This is a genomic window from Flavobacterium sp. AJR (assembly GCF_002156885.1).
Lineage (GTDB): Bacteria > Bacteroidota > Bacteroidia > Flavobacteriales > Flavobacteriaceae > Flavobacterium.
On the sequence record NZ_NCWQ01000039.1, the window covers coordinates 22,541 to 41,609 of the forward strand.

A 19,069-nucleotide genomic window follows, 5' to 3' on the forward strand; every position below is an offset into this window, starting at 1 on the left:
TTAACTTTGAATTTACTCTAACAAAAACTTTGCGAACTTTGCGTAAATCCTTGCGTCCTTTGCGGTTAAATAAGATACATAGATTAATTTTTCTTAACCCTTTAATAGTAAAAAAAAGGAAAAGTATCATAAATAAAAAAACTCCTCAATTGAGGAGTTTTTTTATGATTATAAAGAGAGTTTTATTTTGCAATATTTACTGCTCTTGTTTCTCGTATTACTGTTACTTTAACCTGACCTGGGTAAGTCATCTCAGTTTGTATTTTTTGTGAGATATCAAATGATAAACTTGCAGCATTATCATCAGATACTTTTTCGCTTTCTACAATTACACGAAGCTCTCTACCTGCTTGAATAGCGTAGGCGTTTTTAACTCCATTAAATCCGTAAGCTACTTCTTCAAGGTCTTTTAAACGTTGGATATAAGAATCTAATACTTGTCTTCTTGCACCAGGTCTTGCGCCAGAAATAGCATCACAAACCTGAACGATTGGCGATAATAGTGATTTCATTTCGATTTCATCGTGATGCGCTCCAATTGCATTACAAACTTCTTCTTTCTCACCGTATTTCTCAGCCCATTGCATTCCTAATAATGCGTGTGGTAAATCACTTTCAGTATCTGGAACTTTACCAATATCGTGAAGTAAACCAGCTCTTTTAGCTAATTTTACGTTCAGTCCTAATTCGGCAGCCATAATACCACACAATTTAGATACTTCTCTAGAGTGTTGTAATAAGTTCTGACCGTAAGAAGAACGGTATTTCATACGTCCAACAACTTTTATTAATTCTGGGTGTAAACCATGAATTCCTAAATCTATTACTGTACGTTTTCCAACTTCAATGATTTCATCATCAATTTGTTTTGCAGTTTTAGCAACAACTTCTTCGATACGTGCTGGGTGAATACGACCATCTGTAACTAATTTGTGTAATGCTAAACGAGCGATTTCTCTACGTACAGGGTCAAAACAAGAAAGGATAATTGCTTCTGGAGTATCATCTACAATAATCTCAACACCTGTTGCAGCTTCTAGCGCACGGATGTTTCTACCTTCACGACCAATGATTCTTCCTTTTACATCATCCGATTCGATATTGAATACAGATACACAGTTTTCTACTGCTTCTTCTGTTCCAACTCTTTGGATTGTGTTAATGATGATTTTCTTAGCTTCTTGTTGTGCAGTAAGTTTTGCCTCTTCAATAGTATCTTGAATATGAGACATTGCATTACTTCTTGCTTCTGCTTTTAAGCCTTCCATTAATTGGTTTTTAGCTTCTTCTGCAGAAAGACCTGAAATTACTTCTAATTGTTGTAGTTGACTTTTGTGTAATTTATCAACTTCAGCTTGTTTTTTGTCTAAAACTTCAATTTTGTTAGTATATTCCTGAGTTTTAGCTTCGTAATCATCATTAGTCTTTTTTGCTTTTGATAATTCATTAGAAACTTGAGATTCTTTGTCGCGTACTCTTTTTTCTACTTCTGCTACTTTTTTATCTCTTGCAAGAATTACTTGTTCGTGCTCTGATTTTAATTCAATAAACTTTTCTTTTGCTTGAAGAATTTTATCTTTCTTAATGTTTTCGGCTTCCAGATTAGCATCTTTTAAAATCGATGCAGCTTCTTTTTTTGAGTTCTTGATTAAATTGGAAATATTGCTTTTTTCTATGATTTTGGCTATCCCAAAACCCCCAGCAACACCTATAATTCCTGAAATAATGATCGTTATTATGCTGTCCATGTTTGTTAAAATTTATATATAAAAAAGCCTACATTAGGTTGCTTGTATAAACTCGAAAAGACAAGTTTTGAGCTAACTCACTGTTCAAGTTTCCTCGCCGAAGCGTGGCATGCTTTAGTAGTGATGATTTGCTCATTCTAATTTGTTAGTGTTGAGTTTACCAAATATGAACTAATGTAGGCAGTATCTTAGTTTCTGTAAAGAACGTTTAATTTTCGAGATATTGATCTAAAAGGGTATTTAATCTTTTAATTCTTTCGATAGTTTCATCACTATCAGTTGCTTTGTCAATTTGTTTTTGCTCTACTTGCGATGCAAATTGTAATGCACACATGGCTAAAACGTCTTGTTTGTCGCGAACAGCATAGTTTTCTTCAAATTGCTTAATCATAACATCAATTTTTTTAGAAGCACTTCTAAGTCCTTCTTCCTGTGATAGTTCGACCGTTAGTGGGTAAACTCTGTCAGCGATTGATATTTTTATTTTAAGCTTTTCGTCCATGTTATTACTAGTCTGATAGTTGTGCTATACAGTGGTCTATTTCGCGAATTAATGAATTTATTTTAAGCTTTGTATCTCTCTTATTATCGTTACTGCCAAGTAAAGAATTGGCGATTTTGAGTGTTTCATACTGCTTTTTCAGGGCCTCAATCTCTTCCGATTGTTTGTGTATGGTGTGCTTAGCCTCTGTTAATTCTGACTTTAGTTCTTGATTGTTTTTTTCTAAACCTTTTAGCTTCGCAAAAAGTTTTTCTACTTTATATTCAAGAGTATCAATTATTTCGGCAATTACACTCATTATAAATCCTATTCATTACTTAATCATACAAAGTTAGTATTCCTTTTTATTAATGCAATATTTTATCGATTTTTTTGCATTAAAAATAGCAAATTAATGGAATTCAAGGTATTGTATTTTGTGATTTTAGTAATTATTTTACTAACTTTTTTTTATCTTAGCAAAAATGTAAATCATGAGATATTCTGTATTTTTTCTGCTATTTTGTAATCTTATTTCTGCTCAGACAGATTATCCGAAAGACTATTTTAGACCACCTCTTGATATACCAATGCAGCTTTCTGGGAACTTTGGGGAGTTAAGACCAAACCATTTTCATGCTGGGTTTGACTTAAAAACTAATCAAAGAGAAGGGCTGAATGTGTACGCTGTTGCCGATGGATATATTTCGAGAATTAAAATTTCGACTTTCGGAAATGGTAAAACTTTGTATGTAACACATCCAAATGGTTACACATCTGTATATGGACATTTGCAAAGTATGGTTGGGACAATTCAGGAATACATCAAGAAAACGCATTATCAGGAGAAATCATTTGAAATCGAAATGTTCTTGAAACCAGGGGAAATGGTTGTTACCAAAGGACAGTTGATAGGATTGTCTGGAAATACAGGTTCTTCAGAGGGACCACATTTGCATTTTGAATTCCGTGATTCTAAAACAGAGTTTGTTATTAATCCAATGCTTTTTGGTTTTGATAAATATGTTAGAGATACAAAAAAGCCAGTAATTTCTAATTTATATGTTTATCCGCTTGACGATAACACAACTGTTAATCAATCGAAAGTGCCTTTAATGCTTAATTTGACATTGCAAAAAGATGGAACTTATTTGTCTGATAGGGTTGCTACAAACGGAAAAATAGGTTTTGGAATTACTGCTGTAGATTATGACGATGTTTCGTTTAATAAAAATGGAGTTTATAAAGTAGAGTCTTTTTATAATGGAAATTCTAATTTCGGATATCAATTTAATACTTATTCATTTGATGAAATGCGATACATAAACGCATTAATTGATTATCCTAGATATAAAAAAACTGGGCAGAGAGTGCAAAAATTGTTTATGAAAACGCCTTTTGCCTTGAGCATTATAAAAACGGATGCTCTGAACGGAGTGCTTCCGGTTGTGCCAAATTTAGCTTCGGCGTATCGTGTAGAAGTTTCGGATTTTTATGGAAATATAAATACAGTTAATATTCCAGTTCAGTATGATTCCTTGCCTGCAATTGTAAATCCGACACCTGAAGCTTCAAATTATTCGGTGAAATATAACAAAGACGCTAATTTCTCTAAGAACAATATGTCGGTGTTTTTTCCTGCGGGAACATTTTATGATGATTTTAATTTGAATTTTGATGTAAAAAATGACCGTATTTATATTCATGACGATACAGTTCCGGTTCATTCTAATTTTACAATTACTATAGAAGATGGTAAATATCCCGAAAATCTTAAGGATAAAGTTTATATAGGCAGAATTACAGGAAAGAGTGGTAGTTATAATGCTACATCTCGTAAAGACAATGTTTATACAGCTAAGTCAAAAACCTTAGGACAATTTGGGTTAGTTCTAGATACAATCAAGCCAACAATTAGTATTGCAAAAACAATTCAGGATAAATGGATTAGCGATGTAAAGAAAATTCAGTTTACTATTAGTGATAGTATGTCGGGGATTAAATCTTACAATGGGTATTTAAACGGAAATTGGATTTTGTTTGAGTATGATAATAAAACCAAAAAGATAACTCATGATTTTAATGATGGTATTGTAGCCGAAGGAGCGAATGATTTAAAAATAGAAGTTGTTGATAATGTGGGGAATTCTGCTATCTTTGAGACTCGTTTTTTTAGAAGTCAAACAAAATAAAAATATAACTTTTGAATAAGAATCTGCTATTTGTTTTCCTTTTTTTAGGTATTGGTTTTGTTTCACTTGCTCAAAATGCTAGAGTAAAAGGAGTGATTTTGGACGAAAGTAACCTCCCAGTTGCTTATGTAAATGTTTCTCATTCGGGAAATGTTACACAATCCGACTCGGATGGATTTTTTGATATTTTGGTTCCGTCTAATAAAAAAGTGATTATTGTTTTTACTCACATTTCGCAGAAAATGATGACGATAACAGTGAATTTAAAACCGAATGAAATTTTTGTTTTTAATCCTGTAATGAATAGTTATGCCGAACAAATGGGAGAAATTGTTGTTATGGCAAATAAAAAACGTGTTCAGGGAATTACAGTTGTAGATCCAGTAACGATAAAGAAAATTCCGGGTGCTAATCCTGGAATTGAAAATATATTAAAAACATTGCCAGGTGTAAATAGTAATAATGAACTTAGTACACAATACGCTGTTCGTGGAGGAAATTATGATGAAAATCTGGTGTATGTAAACGAAATCGAAGTATACCGTCCTTTCTTGATTCGTTCAGGACAACAAGAAGGTTTAAGTTTTACGAATACAGATTTAGTTCAGAATGTAGATTTTTCGGCAGGAGGATTTCAATCTAAGTTTGGAGATAAGCTTTCATCGGTATTAGATATTACTTATAGAAAGCCAACAAAATTCGGGGCAGCTTTTGAAGCTAGTTTTCTTGGCGGAAGTATTGCAGTCGATGCGGTTTCTAAAAACAAAAAATGGTCGGCAATTACAGGAGTTCGTTATCGTAATAATAGTATGCTTGTAAATAGCCAGGATACTCAAACTAATTATACGCCTTCGTATACAGATATCCAGACGAATGTAAATTACATCGCTTCGGCAAAATGGCAATGGAGTTTTCTAGGAGCTCTTTCTCAAAATAAATATTTATACCAGCCATTAACTCGTGAAACCAAATTTGGACCTATCGATAAACCAATGGCGCTTGCAGTATATTATGAAGGGCAAGAAAGAGATAAGTATGATACGTATTTTGGAGCAATAAAATCAACATATAATGTTTCTTCCAATTTTACGTTAAAATTTATAGGTTCTATATTTCATACACAAGAGCAAGAACATTATGATATCTTGGCACAATATCGCTTAGGAGAAGTAGATAGTGATGGTTCGGTTGTTTTACAAGAAGTGGATTATACTAAGGGAATTGGTATGCAATTAAATCATGCACGTAATGATTTAGATGCTTTAATTGTAAATGCTGAATTAAAAGGAATTTATAATTGGAAAGAAAATCTTATTGAGTTTGGAGTAAAATATACTCGTGAATCTATACGTGATCGTGTAGCAGAGTGGGAGATGATTGATTCTGCAGGTTTTTCGGTAAATCCACCTCTTGTGGTTTTGCCTAAAAACGATCAGCCATACGAACCTTATACAGGGCCATTGTTACCGTATCAAAATGTTAGAGCAACAAATTTTAATACTATAAATAGATTTTCGGGTTATGCACAATGGAGCCGAAAAGGAGTTTTAGGTTCTAGTGAAGTTTGGTACAATGCAGGAGTTCGTTTTCAGGATTGGAAAGTATCAGGAGGAATTGTCGAAGGAAAAAATCAGATTGTATTTAGTCCACGTGCTCAATTTTCGATAAAACCAGATTGGAATATGGATATGGTTTTTAGACTTTCGGGAGGGTTATATCATCAGCCACCGTTTTATAGAGAATTACGTGATGCAAGTGGAGAAGTATTACCAAATACAAAGGCGCAACAATCTGTACATGTAGTTTTGAGTAATGACTATAATTTTAAAATGTGGAATCGACCATTTAAACTTATTTCGGAGTTGTATTATAAATCATTAACAGATGTAAATGTTTATACTATCGATAATGTTCGAATTAGATATATTGCCAATAATAATGCGACGGCTTATGCTCAAGGTTTAGATCTTAGATTAAATGGAGAGTTTGTGCCGGGAACTGAATCATGGTTTAGTTTTGGATATTTAAAAACACAAGAGAATTATGAAGATAAAGGATATATAGCCAGACCAACAGATCAACGATTAAAATTTGCTCTTTTGTTTCAGGATTATATGCCTAATATTCCGAGTGTAAAAATATATTTAAATTTAGTTTATAATACAGGATTGCCTGGAGGTTCGCCTTCATATTCAGATCCGTATTTATATCAAAACAGGTTAAAAGATTACCGCCGAGTAGATGTTGGGTTCTCTAAAGTTTTTATTGATAATAATAAAGTTGCAAAAAGTAAGTTTTTTAAAGAGTTTAAAGAATTGTCATTAGGGTTTGAAATTTTCAATCTTTTTGATAATCAAAATGCGATAACAAATACTTGGGTTCGTGATGTATATTCTAAAAATCAATATGCAATTCCTAATTATATGACATCGAGAGTTTTTAATATAAAATTAACCGCAAGGTTATAAAAACCAATGGAAAAGCTAGTTTAGAACGCATAAATTGACTGTAAATAGGCTAACCATTTTTAAAATTGATTACATTTGAAATTATTTTTTAATAAAACAACATGAGAAAATTACATATATCCATCATAAGTCTTTCTGTTTTACTTTTAGTGAGTTGCAAGAATGAAGTCGAGAAACCAAAGGTTACTTACGATGCGTCTACAGGTTCAAAAGTAATTGCCAAGGTAGATTCTACTCAAGTTGCAATTGCCGATTTGCCAATCCAGATGGAAGGAACAAATTATTTGATTCACCCAGTTGGAGACGTAAGAGTATATGAAAGAGGAACTAAAGCGCGTTATGGTTCATCGAGTGTGAATGATATAAGTTTTACAATTTCGAATATTGGAGAGTATGAAATTACGGGATATTTGCAAAATTTAAAATTTCAAAAAATAGATTCAGATTCTATAAGACCATTAACAGATAAAGCGGTATTAATTCAGACGGCTACTTACTTAAAAGCAATTGCCGATAAAACGCACAATCATGTTATGGTGTATACCATGGTAGATATGGATACTAATAAAGATGGAAAATTAGATACAAGTGATATAAAAGCATTGTATTTAAGTGATATCAGTGGAGAAAGATTTACTAAGGTTTCTGATGATTTCCAGGAACTGATAGATTGGAATGTTATAGAGTCTAAAAATCGCTTGTATTTTAGAACAATCGAAGACACCAACAAAAATGGTCAGTTTGATAAAAATGACGTTTTACATTATAACTACATTAATCTAGCGGCCAAAGATTGGAAAGTAATCAGCTATAAACCTATTTAAGAGTTTAGACTAAAAGTTCCGTAAAAACAGAAAAGCCATTAAAATTAAATTTTAATGGCTTTTCTGTTTCAGATTAGAGTAAGAATCATTTTAATCTGTGGAAAAGAATTAGATTAAAATATCACTTTCAAGATCTGATTTTTCGATATCAAAATCGTAACCTAGTTTATGAACTAAATCAATCACAAGTTTTTTATACCAGTTCTCAGATTTTGGATGAATGTATATTTTTTCGATAAGATATTTAAGGTCAACATCAACTCTTAATCCGTCGTTGATTTTGATGTCACTTTTAGAAGAATCAGTGATTATGCGTACTTCACGCTCATATTGAAAACTTTTTCTTTTGAATAAAAAAGGGAAGAATAAATCATCAAACGGAATGTATTCTTTTTTGTAGTCAATATAATTTACTTCACCAATATACTGGTCAAAATTATTCTCAGGTTTCAAGGCTTTTTGTAATCTCCCAATGGTCGATTGAAGCGCTAATCCTTCGTTGTTTTGAGTGAAAATTTGCCACATAGCAAACGATTCATATTCGTTGATGTGCCAGCTGCTTATGGCTACTTTTTCGCGATGTGTTTTGTAATAATCTATAAACTCGGGATTGTCTATAGCGAGTTTTTTAATCTCTTCGTAAGTAGGTTCGCTAAACGTGCCCTCGTACTGATCTTCAAATTTATCAGAACGAGACATGAATAGTTTTTTAGACATCAATAAGTCTAGAAACTTGGATAAATCCAAGTATTTCCAGACTATTGTATTTGGGTCTTCGGGAAGAGTTATGTTTGAATTGTGGCGATACATAAGTATTTTCTTAATGTATCTCTAATTTATGAAAAATTATTCAAACGACTGCATGGTAACCAATTTATTATAGGTTCCGTTTAGAGCTATTAATTTTTCGTGAGTACCTTGCTCAACAATTTCACCTTTTTGCATAACAACAATTAGGTCTGCTTTTTGGATAGTAGATAAACGGTGAGCAATAACAATCGAAGTACGGTTTTGCATCATGTTTTCAAGAGCTACTTGTACAAATTTTTCACTTTCGGTATCAAGAGCAGAAGTTGCCTCATCAAGAATCATAATTGGAGGATTCTTTAAGACAGCACGAGCAATCGATAAACGTTGTTTTTGTCCGCCAGAAAGTTTGTTTCCGCTATCACCAATATTAGTATAAATACCAAGAGGTAATTCATTTACAAATTCAAAAGCATTAGCAATTTTTAGTGCTGCAATGATTTCTTCATCAGTAGCGTCTAGTTTTCCTAATGAAATATTAGCTTTTATAGTGTCATTAAATAAGATGCTGTCTTGAGTTACTAATCCCATCAAACCACGAAGAGAATGTAAAGACATATCTTTAATGTTGATATTATCAATTGAGATAGAACCTTCATTTACATCATAAAAACGAGTAAGAAGATTCGCAATAGTACTTTTTCCGCTACCAGATTGCCCAACAAGAGCAACAGTTTGTCCCTTTTTAATATCAAGAGAAAAGTCTTTTAATACATTTTCATTTTCATATTTAAAGTTGATGTTTTTGATAGCTATATTTGAATCAAAAGTTGTTTTTTCGATGGCGTCAATTTTACTTGTGATAGGGTTTTCCTGATCAAGAATTTCCAATACACGTTCAGCAGCAGCATTACCTCTTTTTACACCATAAGAAGCTTTAGAGATGGCTTTTGCAGGAGTAAGGATGTTATAGGCCAATCCCATATAAGCGATGAACGAAGCGCCGTTTAATGTTTTTTCTATTAGTACCATCTGGCCACCGTACCAAAGTAATATAGCGATAACCATAATCCCCATAAACTCACTCGCAGGAGAAGCTAAGTTCTGACGGTTACCAATACTGTTTGATAATTTAAAGAAACGTTGAGTTGAGTTTTGAAAAACTCCATTGAAATAATTTTCAGAATTATATCCTTTTACCACTTTTAATCCGCCTAAAGTTTCCTCGATAGTAGATAAAAAAGTTCCTTGCTCTTGTTGTGCCTTAGTCGATTGTTTCTTTAATTGTTTTCCTATCAATGATATGATATATCCAGAAACAGGGATGAAAATAAAAACAAAAAGAGTTAATTGTGGGCTTATGGCAAGCATTGCAATAATTGTAAATACAATAGTAAGAGGCTCTTTTACAATAAGTTCAAGAATTGCCAGAAACGAAGTTTGAACCTCATTTACATCACCTGCAATACGAGCGATAACATCCCCTTTTCTTTTTTCGGAGAAAAAGGATAGAGGCAATTCAAGGGTTTTTTTATACATGGCATTTCGCATGTCTCTTAAAACACCATTTCTTAAAAAGTTAATAAAAAACATAGCAAGATAATCGCATAGGTTTTTCAATAAAAATATAGAAATAATGATTGATACCATTACCGATAGCGTATAGCCTACACCATAATTATCTGTTGCTTGGGTAATGTAGTAGCTTAGGTAGTTTTCTGCGTAACTTTTCAGTTCCCAAATGCCTTCATAAAGAGGTATTGTGGTATTACGTTTCGTTTGGTCAAATAATACTTGCATCATAGGTATCAACGCCATAAACGAAAGTGTACTGAATAAAGCATACAGAATATTGAATAAAATATTCATGTAAGCATATCTTTTATACGGAAATATAAAAGGAAATATTTTTTTGAAATTGTTCATTTATTTTTGAGTGTTATTTTCTGCTATAGCTATGGCTCTTTCCAGTTTTTCTAGTAATAATTTTTTTTCAGGTAATAGAGTTAAATATTCTGCTACTTTAATGTGTTCATCATTGTCGAGCATCAAATAGTTAATTTGTTCGGGAGATTTCTCACTACAAAGAATTAATCCAATAGGTTTGTTTTCTCCTTCTTTTTGCTCGTTTTTCTCTAGCCAACGAAGATATAACTCCATTTGACCTTTGTAACCAGCTTTGAACTTTCCGAGTTTCAAGTCTATTGCTACTAAACTTCGTAAGCCTCTATGATAAAAAAGCAAGTCGATATAGAAATCTTCATTATCAATTGTTATTCTTTTCTGACGCGCCAAAAAAGCAAATTCACTTCCCATTTCGGTGATAAAATATTGAAGCTGCGCCAAAATAGAACTCTCTAAATCTTTCTCAGAATAGCTGTCGTGTAATCCTAGAAAATCCAAAAAGTAAGGATCTCGAAAAGCTAAATCAGGACTTATTTTTTTATCCGTTTTTAATTGCTCAAGTTCATTGATAATGGTTTGTTCTGGTTTTTTACTGATAGCTGTTCGTTCAAAAAGCATACTGTCTATTCGTTCTTGTAAAGTTCTTACACTCCATCTTTCATGAATAGCCATCTGAATGTAGAATTCTCGTTTTATAGTGTTTTCAATGTAAATTAGAGTTCTGATATGTGACCAACTCAATTGTGCACACACTGTGTGCACAATTGTAATGTCTTGTAATACAGTGTTAAGCTTTATAAAACTATGAAGGTTTCTTTTGTTAAACCCACTTCCGTATCTATTGGAAAGATCTGTGCTTAAATTCAGAATAAGTTTTTTCCCGTAATCGGCTCTGTCGTTGTTTAGAATTTCATCATTTATACTTTTTCCAATATTCCAATACAATAAGGTAAGTTCCTGATTAACGGTTTTGGCAACAACATGACGTGTCTTGTCTATTAAATCGATAATCGAATTTAATAGTTGCGGAGCGTCATTTGTTGCAAGCACATTCATCCTTAAACTAAGTTAATTGCATTGCTGCAATAATATTTTTTATTTTATTATCTAAAATCGCTTCAGTTGCATCAAAATCTTCTACTGAGTCAAGTTGAGCATTTACACTAATATAAAACTTAATTTTCGGCTCAGTTCCACTTGGTCTTGCGCAAATTTTAGAACCATCTTCAGTATAATAAATCAATACATTCGATTTTGGAATACTCATTTCAGAAACTTCATCAGTCAATAAGTTTAACGCAGTCGATGATTGGTAATCCTCTACCATTATTACGCGTTGTCCGTCAATTTCTTTTACCGGATTCTCACGTAAATTAATCATCATCTGATTAATTTCTTGTAATCCCTCTATTCCTTTTTTGGTCAAAGCAACTAGATGTTCTTTATAAAAACCGTGCTCAACATAAAGTTTTAAAAGTTCTTTATAAACAGAGCTTCCACTAGCTTTTGCCTGAGCTGCCATTTCGCAAATTAATAAAGTTGCAGCAACGGCATCTTTATCGCGAACAGCATCACCAACCATAAAACCAAAACTTTCTTCTCCACCACCAATAAATTCAAGCTCAGGAAAATCTTTGATCATTTTGGCAATCCATTTAAAACCTGTCAAGCCTATTTTGCATTCTACATCATAACTTGTCGCAAGTTCCATCATCATAGGAGTTGAAACAATAGTAGAACCTATAAATTGTTTTCCGTTAATTTTGCCCGCTTTTTTCCATTCTTTCAATAAGAAAGAAGTCATTAAAATCATGGTTTGGTTACCATTTAGCAAAATCATTTTTCCTTCGTTGTTACGAACAGCAACTCCAAGACGGTCACAGTCAGGATCAGTACCAACAACAATATCTGAGTTTGTTTTAACTGCTAGAGCAAGAGCCATTGTTAAAGCCTCAGGTTCCTCAGGATTTGGAGATTTTACAGTCGGGAAATCCCCATTAGGCACAGCTTGCTCCGGTACAATATGCACATTAGTATAACCTGCTTGTGATAAAGTAGGAGGGATCGATTTTATCGAAGTTCCGTGTAAAGAAGTAAATACGATTTGTAAATCCTCTTTAGCTTTAGCTGGAGTATTAAAACTTGCATTTTCGATAGACGAATTGATAAAAGCATTATCAATCTCAGTATCTATATATTCAATTAATTTCTCGTTAGGGTGAAATTTAATTTTATCATATTCTAAGCTTTCAATCGTAGCAATGATTTCTGCATCTTGCGGAGGAACAATTTGTCCGCCATCTTCCCAATATACTTTGTAACCATTATATTCTGGTGGGTTGTGTGATGCAGTAAGCACAATACCACATTGGCAACCTAAATGCTTAAGAGCAAAAGACAATTCAGGAGTAGGACGCATATCCGAAAATAAATACACATGTATTCCATTTGCCGAGAAAACATCAGCAACAACTTTTGCAAGTGTATTACTGTTGTGGCGACAATCGTAAGCAATTGCCACTTTTAGAGTTTGGTTCGGGAAAACTTTGTGCATGTAATCCGAAAGACCTTGCGTGTTTTTTCCAAGCGTATATTTGTTAATGCGGTTGCTTCCCACACCCATTACGCCACGCATTCCTCCAGTTCCGAATTCTAAATTTTTATAAAAACTTTCTTCAAGGTCTTTTGGCGATGTTGTCATCATCTCTTTAATCGCCGATTGTGTTTCATTGTCAAATGCTGGCGTCAGCCATTCGTTTACAGCAGTTAAAATGTTAGGTGCTATATTCATTTGTATATTATTTAAATTGTAAGTCAAAAAAATTAATGCGATTTCAAGAGTTAATATTTCGATTTCTCGAAGCAATCTCCTGCTGTTCACTATATCTTTATGTTTTTAAAGAAAAAACATAAAGGATGCCGCTGCCATCAGGGCTAGGTATGTACTAAAAATTAACCTGATTTGCTATTTTATAACGCGCTTCATTGTTTTTAGTTCGTAAAATAATCTCTCCCAAAAATCCTGCTAAAAATAACTGAGTTCCTATTATCATTGATGTTATTGATAAATAAAAATGAGGCCTTTCAGTAATTAATCTACTAGTTTTATGAATAAATAATTTGTCGATTCCTAAGTATAAAGCCAGTAAAAAACCAATTATAAACATAATAGAACCTAATAAACCAAATAAGTGCATAGGTCTTTTTCCGAATCTTGATAAAAACCAAATCGTAATCAAATCCAGGAAACCATTAATAAAACGATCCATACCAAATTTGGTTTCGCCATATTTACGTGCCTGGTGTATTACTACTTTCTCTCCAATTTTATTAAAACCTGCATTTTTTGCCAAAACAGGAATATATCGATGCATCTCGCCTGAAACTTCAATGTTCTTAACAACAGTGTTTTTATATGCTTTTAATCCGCAATTAAAATCATTTAATTCAACACCAGAAGTTTTTCTTGCAGCCCAATTAAATAATTTTGATGGTAAATTTTTTGCTACAACAGAGTCATAACGTTTCTTTTTCCAGCCAGAAACTAAATCAAATTTCTCTTTGGTAATCATTTCGTATAATCCAGGAATCTCATCTGGACTATCTTGTAAGTCGGCATCCATAGTAATAATAACATCACCATTAGCCTTGGCAAAACCAGCGTGTAAAGCCTGTGATTTACCAAAGTTCTTCATGAACCGAATACCTTTTACATTTGGATTTTCTAATGAAAACCCTTCAATGATATTCCAAGAATTATCTGTACTTCCATCATCCACAAAAATGATTTCATATGAGTAATTGTTAGATTGCATCACTTTAATGACCCATGTGTATAGCTCTTTAAGTGATTCCTCTTCGTTAAGAAGCGGTATAAGTATAGATAAATTCATTTATTTTATTCTTGATATGTAGTTTTGCTTTTAAAAAAGGCTGCCAAAATTAATCCTAAAATAGAGTAGCCAACAATACTAAACACTAGAGCTTTTAATAGCTCAGCAGTAGCGTAAGGATTGCTTTCTTTCATTTTTGCCAGAGTTTCATTTATTACCGATGCCGGAGTTCCGAATTTTTGCAATGTTTCGGCCATATATTTTCTAATTAATTCACCCAAAGTCTCTTTTGCGCTAGGATCAATGAAGTTAAATAAGATAATGTTGAAAAAAGTAGAAATTAATATACCTATAAGTATAGCTACAAAATAGGTAGTAAAAGCGTCTTTAAAAGAAAAAATATTGTTTAAATCCTTTTTAGTTTTTACTAATAATGCAATAGTTATAGCTAGGAAAATAACAAATGTTAAGCCTCCAATCCACCCAGAAACAAATAGTTTAAGGTCTATTGAATACATTATTGCAGTAATTAGAGCTAAAACAATTCCAATTATTACGCCGTAAGTAATTCCGTTCTTTTTTATAACTTCATTAATCATAATTTATATGTTTTAAAATTAATCCACAAATATAGCAATTCCCAATATATTCGTGGATAAAAAATGCTTTTCGATTTTATATAAAAAAACAGAGAGTAAATGTTTGTTTATTAAAAAATAAATGTAAATTTGCAAACTGAAATAATTAAAAGTTTTAAAACAAAAAGAGTAGTTGTATTTACACCTTTTTCTAACCACGAAGAAGCTTCAAAATTAAAACGCTCCAAACAATAAATAAAAAGTAAAGATGAAAAAAGGAATTCACCCAGAAAATTACAGATTAGTTGCATTCAAAGACATGTCAAATGAAGATGTGTTTATCACTAAATCTACTGCAGATACAAAAGAAACAATAACAGTTGATGGAGTTGAATATCCAGTTGTGAAAATGGAGATCTCTAGAACATCTCACCCTTTTTACACAGGTAAATCTAAACTTATTGATACTGCAGGACGTATTGATAAATTCAAAACTAAATACGCTAAACACGCTAAATAATTTTAGTTTGTTTTTAAATAAATCAAAGCCTTCCTTTTTGGAAGGCTTTTTTTGTATGATTATTTTACCTTAATGCTTGACTAAGAAGTCTTATCGTTATAATTGTAAGAAATAAAATATTTGTAACTTTGGTCTCGATAACCAAATCAGGATTTTAATATATTGCCAAATTAAATTAATTTATGAATTACATTCTATTTGACGGGCCCGTCCGGAATGCCTTATTGCCTTTTACATTTACCCGACCTGTTGCCGATATCTTAATCGGAATTATGACCATACGTCAAAAATGGGAAATGCATTTAGGTTCAACTACAACTACAATAACCGAAGAATATTTATCGGTAAAATATCCAATGGTCGAGTTGGAGGAAAACGTGATGATTAATGCTTCATTTTTACCTAATAATGATTTAGCAGAACTTGTTTCGGATTTAAAAACGAACCAGGCTATCTTTAAAGGAGAAGAAGTTATTGCTTTTTATACAAATGAAAATCAGGAAGAAGTCGATTTTGACTCTTATGAAATCATACAGTATACAGGTGATTGTATAACAGTAGAGAATACTTGGGATATTTTTTCTAAAAATGCTGCAGCAATTCGTGAAGATTTTGACTTTTTGACCGAAGACAGAAAATCACAGCCAATACCAAAAAGCGTAAATACGATTAATCCCGACGATATATTTATAGAAGAAGGAGCAAAATTAGAGTTTGTTACTTTAAATGCTTCTACAGGACCTATATATATAGGTAAGAATGCCGAGATTATGGAAGGTTCTGTAATTCGTGGGCCTTTTGCTTTATGCGAAAATGCACAAGTAAAAATGAATGCCAAAGTTTATGGAGCTACAACAGTAGGTGTAGGATCTAGAATAGGTGGTGAGGTTAAGAATTCAGTTCTTTTTGCAAACTCAAACAAAGGACATGACGGATTTTTAGGCGATTCAGTTTTAGGCGAATGGTGTAATATTGGTGCAGATACTAATAATTCGAATCTAAAAAATAATTACGAAGAAGTAAAGTTATGGAGTTATGAAACTGAAGGATTTGCTAAAACCGGACTTCAGTTTTGTGGTTTAATGATGGGAGATCATAGTAAATGCGGAATCAACACCATGTTTAATACAGGAACTGTAGTGGGAGTAAGTGCTAATATTTTTGGTTCGGGTTTTCCTCGCAACTTTGTACCAAGTTTTTCTTGGGGTGGAGCAGCAGGTTTTACTACCTATGTAACTAAGAAAGCTTTTGAAACTGCAAGATTAGTTATGGGACGAAGAAATATTGATTTTGATGAAACTGAAGCTGCAATTTTGGAGCACATTTTTGAAGAAACAAAAAAATGGCGTAAAGACTAAAAACAAAAAACCTCGATTTCCAGAAATCGAGGTTTTTTGTTTTTAGATAAAACTTAATTGGCAATCTTGATAAATTCCCCTTTCGGATTAAATTTTAATTCTAAACCACTGCTCAGTTTCGCTTCGTAGCCTAAAGTTTCTTTCTCTATTTTTGTTATTTTGTCTTTAGCAAAATTAGTTTTTACGTAAGTAGTAATCTTTGTAGGAACAATAGCTGTGGGAATAGCTGTGTTTTTTCCATCAACTTCTTTCCAGTTTCCTTTTCCATCAAATTCAATTTGAAGATTATTTGCAAATTGAACTTTGTACTCTTTAGATAAGATTTCTTTATCTTCAAGAATATAAGTTGGTTCTTGTCCAGCGAAGTGAGTTTTCAAAAAAGTTTGTGCATTTGCCGGTAATGCAGCTTTTTTAATTACCGTTTTTTGAGCATTTGCAGAAAGTCCAAATATTAATCCTGCAATTAGGCAAGCTGCCAAGTTTAATTTCGTTCTCATAATTTTCTGATTTTTAAATTCTTATACAAGATATAACTAAAATTTTAAAAGATGTAGGAATAATTGTAAAACTTAAAAAAAACGAAGATGTCGGAGATTTAATTGTATTGTCTAATACTCTAATTAATCTATCTTTGCGCTTTTAAAAAAATACTTGCTAAGAAGTCAAAAATCTAAGCAGTCTAAAAATCTAAAAGTCAAAATGATTACAGTTAATGATATCTCAGTTCAGTTTGGTGGAACTACACTTTTTAGCGATGTTTCTTTTGCTATAAATGAAAATGATAAAATTGCCCTTATGGGTAAAAATGGTGCGGGAAAATCGACACTTTTAAAAATAATAGCAGGACAAAGCAAGCCCTCTACTGGGAGTATCTCGGCTCCAAAAGATGCTGTTGTGGCTTATTTGCCTCAGCATTTATTGACCAAAGATGGATCAACTGTAATGGAAGAAGCTTCAAAAGCTTTTGGCGAGATTTTTCAAATGAAAGCTGAAATTGATGAAATCAATGAGCAATTAACCGTTCGTACTGATTACGAAAGTGATGCTTACATGAAATTAATCGAAAGAGTTTCCGACTTAAGCGAAAAATTTTATGCTATCGAAGAGGTAAATTATGAGGCTGAAGTTGAGAAAATTTTAGTTGGGTTAGGTTTCGAACGTGAAGATTTTACACGTCAGACTTCAGAGTTTTCTGGAGGATGGAGAATGCGAATAGAGTTAGCTAAAATTCTTTTGCGTAAGCCAGACTTAATTTTGCTAGATGAGCCTACCAACCACATGGATATTGAGAGTATTCAATGGTTAGAAGAGTTTTTGATAAATTCAGCAAAAGCAGTTGTGGTAATTTCACACGATAGAGCGTTTGTAGATAATATTACCAATCGTACTATTGAGGTTACAATGGGAAGAATCTATGATTATAAAGCAAAGTATTCTCATTATTTAGAGTTAAGAAAAGATCGTCGTATACACCAACAAAAAGCTTACGATGAGCAACAAAGAATGATTGCTGATAACAGAGCATTTATTGATCGTTTTAAAGGAACATTTTCTAAAACAGATGCGGTTCAATCTCGTGTTAAGATGTTAGAGAAATTAGTAATCGTACAAGTTGATGAAGTTGATAATTCGGCATTAAAATTAAAATTCCCAGCAGCAGCACGATCAGGACAATATCCTGTTGTGGTTAAAGATTTATCAAAATCTTATGGTGATCACGTGGTTTTTAAAGATGCAAATATTGTTATCGAAAGAGGACAAAAAGTAGCTTTCGTAGGTAAAAATGGTGAAGGAAAATCGACTATGATTAAAGCCATCATGAAAGAAATTGGTATTGATGAAGGAAGTGTTGATATTGGGCATAATTCACAAATTGGATATTTTGCACAAAACCAAGCTTCTTTATTAGATGAAAATGCAACAATTTTTGAAACTATCGATGCTATTGCAGTTGGAGATGTTCGTACACAAATTAAGAATATTCTTGGAGCTTTTATGTTTCAGGGAGATGATATTACTAAGAAAGTAAAAGTGCTTTCAGGAGGAGAGAAAACACGTTTGGCAATGATAAAATTATTGTTGGAACCAGTTAACTTATTAATTCTGGATGAGCCTTCGAATCACTTAGATATGAAAACCAAAGATATTATTAAAGATGCATTACGTGATTTTGATGGAACTTTAATCTTAGTATCTCACGATCGTGATTTCCTTGACGGATTAGCGACTAAGGTTTTTGAATTTGGAAACAAGCGTGTTAAAGAGCATTTTGAAGATGTTGCTGGATTCCTGGCACATAAAAAGATGGATTCTATGAGAGAAATCGAAAAATAATCTAGTTATAACATAATAATAAAAAGAGCGCAAGTTAATTCTAGCGCTTTTTTTGTTTAATATTTTTAAGAAAATAATTGT

General features: G+C 32.6%; 16 protein-coding genes. 6 read left to right on the forward strand and 10 right to left on the reverse strand.

Annotated features, from left to right (window positions below):
- Window positions 1-182 precede the first annotated feature (182 nt).
- From rny to B8T70_RS11905, 3 genes are all read right to left on the reverse strand, one after another.
- Window positions 183-1,748, reverse strand: coding sequence for a ribonuclease Y (gene rny / locus B8T70_RS11895; RefSeq protein ID WP_039112263.1), 1,566 nt, complete (start codon window positions 1,746-1,748; stop codon window positions 183-185).
- Window positions 1,749-1,956: 208 nt separating this feature from the next.
- On the reverse strand, window positions 1,957-2,250 hold the full coding sequence (locus tag B8T70_RS11900) for a cell division protein ZapA (protein WP_039112262.1): 294 nt from the start codon (window positions 2,248-2,250) through the stop codon (window positions 1,957-1,959).
- A 7-nt stretch (window positions 2,251-2,257) separates the two neighbouring features.
- Window positions 2,258-2,548 carry a hypothetical protein gene (locus B8T70_RS11905; RefSeq protein ID WP_039119394.1) on the reverse strand — a complete coding sequence of 97 codons (291 nt, stop codon included), beginning with the start codon at window positions 2,546-2,548 and terminating at the stop codon, window positions 2,258-2,260.
- A 175-nt stretch (window positions 2,549-2,723) separates the two neighbouring features.
- Between B8T70_RS11905 and B8T70_RS11910 the strand changes: the two genes are divergently transcribed.
- The 3 genes from B8T70_RS11910 (at window position 2,724) to B8T70_RS11920 (ending at window position 7,713) form a co-directional block, all read left to right on the forward strand.
- Entirely contained in the window at window positions 2,724-4,421 is a 1,698-nt protein-coding gene (locus B8T70_RS11910) for a M23 family metallopeptidase (RefSeq protein WP_086894987.1), read from the forward strand.
- An 11-nt stretch (window positions 4,422-4,432) separates the two neighbouring features.
- On the forward strand, window positions 4,433-6,889 hold the full coding sequence (locus B8T70_RS11915; RefSeq protein ID WP_242667459.1) for a carboxypeptidase-like regulatory domain-containing protein: 2,457 nt from the start codon (window positions 4,433-4,435) through the stop codon (window positions 6,887-6,889).
- A 101-nt stretch (window positions 6,890-6,990) separates the two neighbouring features.
- A complete protein-coding gene (locus B8T70_RS11920; protein ID WP_039112258.1) occupies window positions 6,991-7,713 on the forward strand; it encodes a hypothetical protein in 723 nt (240 codons plus the stop codon).
- A gap of 108 nt (window positions 7,714-7,821) precedes the next feature.
- On the opposite strand, the gene B8T70_RS11925 is transcribed toward B8T70_RS11920, so the two are convergent.
- The 6 genes from B8T70_RS11925 to B8T70_RS11950 all read right to left on the reverse strand — a co-directional run bounded on the left by B8T70_RS11925 (window position 7,822) and on the right by B8T70_RS11950 (window position 14,797).
- Window positions 7,822-8,523: a hypothetical protein gene (locus tag B8T70_RS11925; RefSeq protein ID WP_039112257.1), complete on the reverse strand. Its 702-nt coding sequence runs from the start codon at window positions 8,521-8,523 to the stop codon at window positions 7,822-7,824.
- A gap of 36 nt (window positions 8,524-8,559) precedes the next feature.
- Window positions 8,560-10,386 (reverse strand): ABC transporter ATP-binding protein, encoded by a 1,827-nt coding sequence (locus tag B8T70_RS11930; RefSeq protein WP_086894988.1) that lies wholly within the window; start codon window positions 10,384-10,386, stop codon window positions 8,560-8,562.
- Window positions 10,387-11,421, reverse strand: a complete 1,035-nt coding sequence (locus B8T70_RS11935; RefSeq protein WP_086894989.1) for a YhcG family protein — start codon at window positions 11,419-11,421, stop codon at window positions 10,387-10,389.
- A gap of 7 nt (window positions 11,422-11,428) precedes the next feature.
- Window positions 11,429-13,156: a phospho-sugar mutase gene (locus tag B8T70_RS11940; RefSeq protein ID WP_086894990.1), complete on the reverse strand. Its 1,728-nt coding sequence runs from the start codon at window positions 13,154-13,156 to the stop codon at window positions 11,429-11,431.
- Window positions 13,157-13,310: 154 nt separating this feature from the next.
- Window positions 13,311-14,258, reverse strand: coding sequence for a glycosyltransferase family 2 protein (locus tag B8T70_RS11945; protein WP_086894991.1), 948 nt, complete (start codon window positions 14,256-14,258; stop codon window positions 13,311-13,313).
- A 5-nt stretch (window positions 14,259-14,263) separates the two neighbouring features.
- A complete protein-coding gene (locus B8T70_RS11950) occupies window positions 14,264-14,797 on the reverse strand; it encodes a DUF4199 domain-containing protein (protein WP_039119384.1) in 534 nt (177 codons plus the stop codon).
- A gap of 247 nt (window positions 14,798-15,044) precedes the next feature.
- Here B8T70_RS11950 and B8T70_RS11955 point away from each other — a divergent pair, with 247 nt between their 5' ends.
- On the forward strand, window positions 15,045-15,296 hold the full coding sequence (locus B8T70_RS11955) for a type B 50S ribosomal protein L31 (RefSeq protein ID WP_039112250.1): 252 nt from the start codon (window positions 15,045-15,047) through the stop codon (window positions 15,294-15,296).
- Window positions 15,297-15,478: 182 nt separating this feature from the next.
- Window positions 15,479-16,654: a GlmU family protein gene (locus B8T70_RS11960; protein ID WP_086894992.1), complete on the forward strand. Its 1,176-nt coding sequence runs from the start codon at window positions 15,479-15,481 to the stop codon at window positions 16,652-16,654.
- A gap of 53 nt (window positions 16,655-16,707) precedes the next feature.
- Here B8T70_RS11960 and B8T70_RS11965 read toward each other — a convergent pair whose 3' ends face one another.
- Entirely contained in the window at window positions 16,708-17,151 is a 444-nt protein-coding gene (locus tag B8T70_RS11965; protein ID WP_086894993.1) for a PepSY-like domain-containing protein, read from the reverse strand.
- Between the two features lie 202 nt (window positions 17,152-17,353).
- Between B8T70_RS11965 and B8T70_RS11970 the strand changes: the two genes are divergently transcribed.
- On the forward strand, window positions 17,354-18,988 hold the full coding sequence (locus B8T70_RS11970; protein WP_086895002.1) for an ABC-F family ATP-binding cassette domain-containing protein: 1,635 nt from the start codon (window positions 17,354-17,356) through the stop codon (window positions 18,986-18,988).
- Window positions 18,989-19,069 lie beyond the last annotated feature (81 nt).